Origin of the sequence: Streptomyces flavofungini (assembly GCF_041028215.1) — a bacterium.
Classification (GTDB): Bacteria; Actinomycetota; Actinomycetes; order Streptomycetales; family Streptomycetaceae; genus Streptomyces; species Streptomyces flavofungini_B.
This window is the reverse complement of sequence record NZ_JASKYR010000521.1, coordinates 1-5437: the sequence shown is the minus strand read 5'-3', so window position 1 is coordinate 5437 and position 5437 is coordinate 1. Positions and strand designations below refer to the sequence as shown.

At 72.6% G+C, this 5437-nt stretch carries 5 protein-coding genes and 1 pseudogene; 2 read left to right on the top strand and 4 right to left on the bottom strand.

Annotation, left to right across the window (positions count from 1 at the left end):
• From AB8Z36_RS28625 to AB8Z36_RS28610, 4 genes and pseudogenes are all read right to left on the bottom strand, one after another.
• A pseudogene (locus AB8Z36_RS28625) lies at window positions 1-303 on the bottom strand (transglutaminaseTgpA domain-containing protein); the annotation flags it as partial.
• A 108-nt stretch (window positions 304-411) separates the two neighbouring features.
• Window positions 412-1779: a DUF58 domain-containing protein gene (locus AB8Z36_RS28620; protein ID WP_369216280.1), complete on the bottom strand. Its 1368-nt coding sequence runs from the start codon at window positions 1777-1779 to the stop codon at window positions 412-414.
• A complete protein-coding gene (locus AB8Z36_RS28615) occupies window positions 1779-2801 on the bottom strand; it encodes an AAA family ATPase (RefSeq protein ID WP_369216279.1) in 1023 nt (340 codons plus the stop codon). The genes AB8Z36_RS28620 and AB8Z36_RS28615 overlap by 1 nt, the downstream gene beginning before the upstream one ends.
• 213 nt (window positions 2802-3014) lie before the next feature.
• The gene (locus tag AB8Z36_RS28610; RefSeq protein WP_369216278.1) at window positions 3015-3572 is read right to left on the bottom strand and encodes a beta-class carbonic anhydrase; all 558 of its coding nucleotides are present in this window, start codon (window positions 3570-3572) and stop codon (window positions 3015-3017) included.
• A gap of 416 nt (window positions 3573-3988) precedes the next feature.
• Here AB8Z36_RS28610 and rsmH point away from each other — a divergent pair, with 416 nt between their 5' ends.
• Window positions 3989-4948, top strand: coding sequence for a 16S rRNA (cytosine(1402)-N(4))-methyltransferase RsmH (rsmH, locus tag AB8Z36_RS28605; protein ID WP_103557505.1), 960 nt, complete (start codon window positions 3989-3991; stop codon window positions 4946-4948).
• Between the two features lie 64 nt (window positions 4949-5012).
• On the top strand, window positions 5013-5437 hold a 425-nt coding region (locus AB8Z36_RS28600; RefSeq protein ID WP_369216277.1), incomplete at its 3' end, for a septum formation initiator family protein.

Below are 5437 nucleotides of genomic sequence, written 5' to 3'. Positions count from 1 at the left end.
GCCCGCCTCCAGGAGGAGCCCGAAGCGCCGGAACACCTCCGGGCCCGGCAGGAAACCGGCGATGGCCTGCTCCCGGGCGAAGACCAGGGTGAGCAGCAGCAGCGACACCAGGGCCTGCACCGCCACGGTGAGTGGCCTGGCCAGCGGCACCCGCCGGGCCAGCGCGCCCGCACCGCTCTGGATCGCGAGCAGGATCACCGCCTGGAGGAACCACGTCGCGGGATCGACGAGCGGCAGCATCGCGCTCGACGCCATCAGCGTGGCCGCGGTGGCGCAGAGCGCGAGCCGCGCGCGTCCGCTCATGACCGTCCCCCCACTGTCCCGCGCACTCCCGCCGCCGTCGTACGCCCTGCCGTCCCCGTCGTACGTGCCGCCGGTACGGGTCGTCCTGTCATGCCCAGCCCCCGGTCGTCATGCCCAGCCCCCGGTCGTCGTGCCCGCTGCGGGCGCCGGGCCCGCGCTCGTGCGGGCGTGGTCCGCCTGGCGCCACAGGTCCGCCAGGCTCGCGGCCTGCGGCACGTGCAGCGCCGTCCAGCCCGCCTCGCGCAGCATCCGCACGCGCGTGTCACCGGCCTCCGAGGGGCTGCCGCCCGGACCCTGCGCCCAGGCCGTGCCGTCCAGGACGAAGGCGACCGCGGAGCCGCTGCGCTGGCGCATCTTGGCGACCACCGCCGCCTGCTCCTCGTCCAGATCGCCGAGGAAGGCGACGAGGAGGCCCTCATTGCCGCCGCGCAGGACGTCGTAGGCCCGGGAGAGCCCCGCGCCGTCGGAGTGGTCGATCACCGCGAGGGTGTCCATCATCAGCCCGGCCGCGTCCGCCGACTCCTGGCTGGTGCCCGCGAAGCCGTCCGCGCCCTCGCCCGGCACCGAGGTCCCGGTGTCGGTGAGGAGCCGCACCGAGAAGCCGCGCTCCAGCATGTGCACCAGCGTGGAGGCGGTGCCGGAGACCGCCCACTCGAAGGCCGAGTCGGGGCCCGCGCCCCGGAATCCGGCGCCCCGGGTGTCGAGGAGCACCGTGCAGCGGGCGCGCTGCGGCTGCTCCTCGCGGCGGACCATCAGCTCTCCGTAGCGCGCGGTGGAGCGCCAGTGCACCCGGCGCAGGTCGTCACCGTGGCGGTAGCCGCGCGGGATGACGTCGTCCTCGCCCGCGAGGGCCAGCGAGCGGTTGCGCCCGTCGCCGTACCCCTTGGCCTCGCCGGTGAGCCGCACCGGGGGGAGCGCCTCCACGCGCGGGATGACGGTGAGGGTGTCGTACGTCGAGAAGGAGCGGGTCAGCTCGCACATCCCGAAGGGGTCCGACAGGCGCAGTTGCAGGGGGCCGAGGGGATAGCGTCCGCGCAGGTCGGAGCGGACGCGGTAGGACACCTCGCGCCGGCCGCCCGCCTCGACGCGGTCGAGCACGAAGCGGGGCCGCGGTCCCAGGACGTAGGGCACCCGGTCCTGGAGCATCAGGAGCCCGGTGGGCAGCCGGGAGACGTTGTCCATGCGCAGATGGACGCGGGCCTCCGAGCCGGCGGGCACGCGCGCGGGGGAGAGCCTGCGGCTGCCCGCGACGCGGTACCGGGTGCGGAAGAGGACGACGGCGCAGACCAGCGGCAGCACGGCGAGCAGCAGGCCGACCCGCAGCAGGTCGCTCTGGCCGAGGACATAGGCGCAGATGGCGGCGGCGACACCGGCCGCGAGGAAGGAGCGGCCCCGGGTGGTCAGGCCCGCGAGAGCCGTGCGCACCCCGCCCTTGTCGTCGTCGGCGGGGCCGTCGGGCCGCCCCCCGGCCGCCATCAAAGCCTCCGGGCGCCGGGCGGCTGCTGGTTGAAGTACCCGCCGGGGGCGGGCTGGCCCGCGGCGGGGACCGGGGTGTGCTGGAGGATCTCCAGGACGACCTGCTCGGCCGTGCGCCGGTTCAACTGGGCCTGCGCCGTGGGCAGCAGGCGGTGCGCGAGGACCGCGACGGCCAGGGCCTGCACGTCGTCCGGCAGGGCGAACTCCCGGCCGCTGAGGGCGGCGGAGGCCTTGGCGGCGCGCAGCAGGTGCAGCGTGGCGCGCGGGGACGCCCCGAGTCTCAGGTCCGGGTGGTTGCGGGTCGCCGCCACCAGGTCCACCGCGTACCTCCGCACGGAGTCGGCGACGTGGACGGTGCGGACGGCGTCGATGAGCTTGACGATCTCATGGGCGTGCGCCACCGGCTGGAGGTCGTCCAGGGGGGAGACGCCGCCGTGGATGTCGAGCATCTGGAGCTCGGCCTCCGGGCCCGGATAGCCGATGGAGACGCGCGCCATGAAGCGGTCGCGCTGCGCCTCGGGCAGCGGATAGGTGCCCTCCATCTCGACCGGGTTCTGGGTGGCCACCACCATGAAGGGGCTCGGCAGCTCATAGGTCTGCCCGTCGATGGTGACCTGGCGCTCCTCCATGGACTCAAGGAGCGCGGACTGCGTCTTCGGCGAGGCGCGGTTGATCTCGTCGCCGATCACGATCTGCGCGAAGATCGCGCCCGGCTTGAACTCGAAGTCCCTGCGCTGCTGGTCGAAGATGGACACACCCGTGATGTCCGACGGCAGCAGGTCCGGCGTGAACTGGATGCGCCGGACCGAGCAGTCGATGGACCGCGCGAGCGCCTTGGCGAGCATGGTCTTGCCGACACCCGGCACGTCCTCGATGAGCAGGTGCCCCTCCGCGAGCAGCACGGTCAGCGAAAGCCGTACGACCTCTGGCTTGCCCTCGATCACACCCTCCACCGACCTGCGGACACGCTCCGCGGTGGTGGTCAGATCAGTGAGGCTCGCTCGATCGTCATAGGTCGTCACCCGGCCCTCCTCGGCCCTTCCCCAAGCTCGCAAGGAGCAGGGACATTTCCGGGCCGCCCATGGTGCGCGGCCCGGCCCACCCCGAATTCACCGGCACCACGCGTGATGGTTCCGCGCGGTGCCACCCCCGCATTGTTGTTGGGCATACGGGGTCGTGTCACTCGCCTGTGGATAACTGGCGCCGATTTGTCGGGTCTTACGACACTTTGTCAGTCACGCAGGGTCGATCTCCCGCAGCAGGCCCGTCTTCACGTCGAACACGAATCCGCGTACGTCATCGGTGTGGAGCAGGAAGGGCGAGGTCTGCACGCGGCGCATGGACTGGCGGACGTCCTGGTCGACGTCGCGGAAGGACTCCACGGCCCACGAGGGGCGCTGGCCGACCTCCATCTCCAGGTCGTGCCGGAACTCCTCGGTGAGGGACTCGAGGCCGCAGGTGGTGTGGTGGATGAGGACCACGCTGCGGGTGCCGAGGGCGCGCTGGCTGATGGTCAGTGAGCGGATGACGTCGTCGGTGACGACACCGCCCGCGTTGCGGATGGTGTGGCAGTCACCCAGTTCGAGGCCGAGCGCCTCGTGCAGGTCCAGGCGCGCGTCCATACAGGCGACGACGGCGACGCGCAGGACGGGGCGGGCGTCCATGCCGGGATCGGTGAAGCCGGCGGCGTACTGCTCATTGGCCTTGACCAGGCGGTCGGTGACCGTGCCGGCGGCTATGTCGCCGATCGGCTCTGCGGGAGTGGGGCCCGAGGGGGATGCGGGAGTCGACATGGTGCAGACGTTAGTCCGCGTTGATCGCCGGAGCCTGTCGTGAGAAGGGACAAAGAACGTCAAAGACTCTTGTTGTGAGGTAACCCACAGGAGTGCGGTGAGCGGCGCCGATCGGGTGACTTCTCCTGGTATGCCCCCTTCGCCGGTACGGTCCGCGACGCGCAGGCCGGTTGATTGACCGGGAGACGGCGTGGACTAAAGTGACGCGAAGCGGGAGACGCGACCTGCTCCCTGCTGGACCGCACATCCCCGGGGTTCCCGGAACCCCATGTGCGCGGCGCGTACGTACGGCTCGGCCTCCTCCCGCTCCGGTCGGCTGACGCCACTTCCCCGGCGCCGGCAGGCCATTCCCCTTCACGGAGCGGGCGGGGACCCGGCGGTGCGTACGGACGCCGCGCCGGACCTGAGAGGGCCCCTTGACCGAGAACAGCCGACACGTCCCGGTGATGCTCCAGCGGTGCCTGGACATGTTGGCCCCCGCGCTCGCCGAGCCGGGCGCGGTCGTCGTCGACTGCACCCTCGGCCTCGGCGGCCACAGCGAGGCCCTGCTCTCCACCTTCCCCGCCGCCCGGCTGATCGCCCTGGACCGCGACAAGGAGGCCCTGCGCCTCTCCGGCGAGCGGCTCGCCCCCTTCGGCGACCGGGCCACCCTGGTGCACGCGGTCTACGACGAACTGCCCGAGGTGCTCGACCGCCTCGGCGTCCCGCGCGTGCAGGGCGTCCTGTTCGACCTCGGCGTCTCCTCCATGCAACTCGACGAGGCCGACCGGGGTTTCGCGTACGCCCAGGACGCCCCCCTGGACATGCGCATGGACCAGACGACCGGCATGAGCGCCGCCGAGGTCCTGAACACCTACGCCCCCGGCGAGCTGGTGCGCATCCTGCGCGCCTACGGCGAGGAGAAGCAGGCCAAGCGGATCGTGAGCGCCGTCGTGCGGGAGCGCGAGAAGGAGCCGTTCACCAACAGCGCCCGCCTCGTCGAGCTCATCCGGGACGCCCTGCCGCAGGCCGCCAAGCGCACCGGCGGCAACCCCGCCAAGCGCACCTTCCAGGCCCTGCGCATCGAGGTGAACGGCGAGTTGAGCGTCCTGGAGCGGGCCGTCCCCGCGGCCGTGAAGGCGCTCGCCGTCGGCGGCCGGATCGCCGTCCTGTCGTACCACTCGCTCGAAGACCGGCTGGTCAAACAGGTGTTCGCGGCCGGTGCGGCGAACACGGCACCCGCCGGACTGCCCGTGGTCCCCGAGCGCTACCAGCCGCGGCTCAAGCTACTGACCCGAGGTGCCGAACTGCCCACAGAGGAAGAGGTCGCCGAGAACCGCAGGGCGGCGCCCGCGCGGCTGCGCGGCGCCCAGCGCGTCCGCGAGGACGTCGGGTGAGCCGGTAGGCCAGCAGGCGCGACCGGCCGCAAGGCCCCATGAGCAGAGTCCGCGAGGAGGCTCCATGAGCAAGAAACCCGAGCTGCGGGGCAGGGCCGCCCGCCTCGCGCGACTGCTGCCGCAGGGCCCGGCCCAGGCCGCCAGGACCCCCTTCGTGCTCCTGGTGGTGCTGCTCCTCGGCGGTGGCCTGATCATGCTGCTCATCCTGAACTCCTCGCTCAACGAAGGCTCCTTCCAGCTCAGCGAGCTGAAGAAGCGGACCAAGGACCTCACCGAGGAGAAGCAGCAGCTCCAGCGCGAGGTCGACGGATACGCGGCCCCCGACGCCCTCCAGCGGCGCGCCGACGAGCTCGGCATGGTCTCCGGCGGCGACCCCGCCTTCCTGGAACCCGACGGGAAGGTGCGCGGCGTCCCCCGCACCGCGGCGGGGCGCCCCGCGCCCCGGCCGCAGGGACCGGCGRCCCCGGTCGTCACCGAGCAGGCACCTCC

What these genes read in the sequence shown, in the direction of transcription:
- AB8Z36_RS28610 (WP_369216278.1), bottom strand. Translation starts at nt 3,572, where the DNA reads ATGTCGACTCCCGCATCCCCCTCGGGCCCCACTCCCGCAGAGCCGATC.
- AB8Z36_RS28620 (WP_369216280.1), bottom strand. Translation starts at nt 1,779, where the DNA reads ATGGCGGCCGGGGGGCGGCCCGACGGCCCCGCCGACGACGACAAGGGC.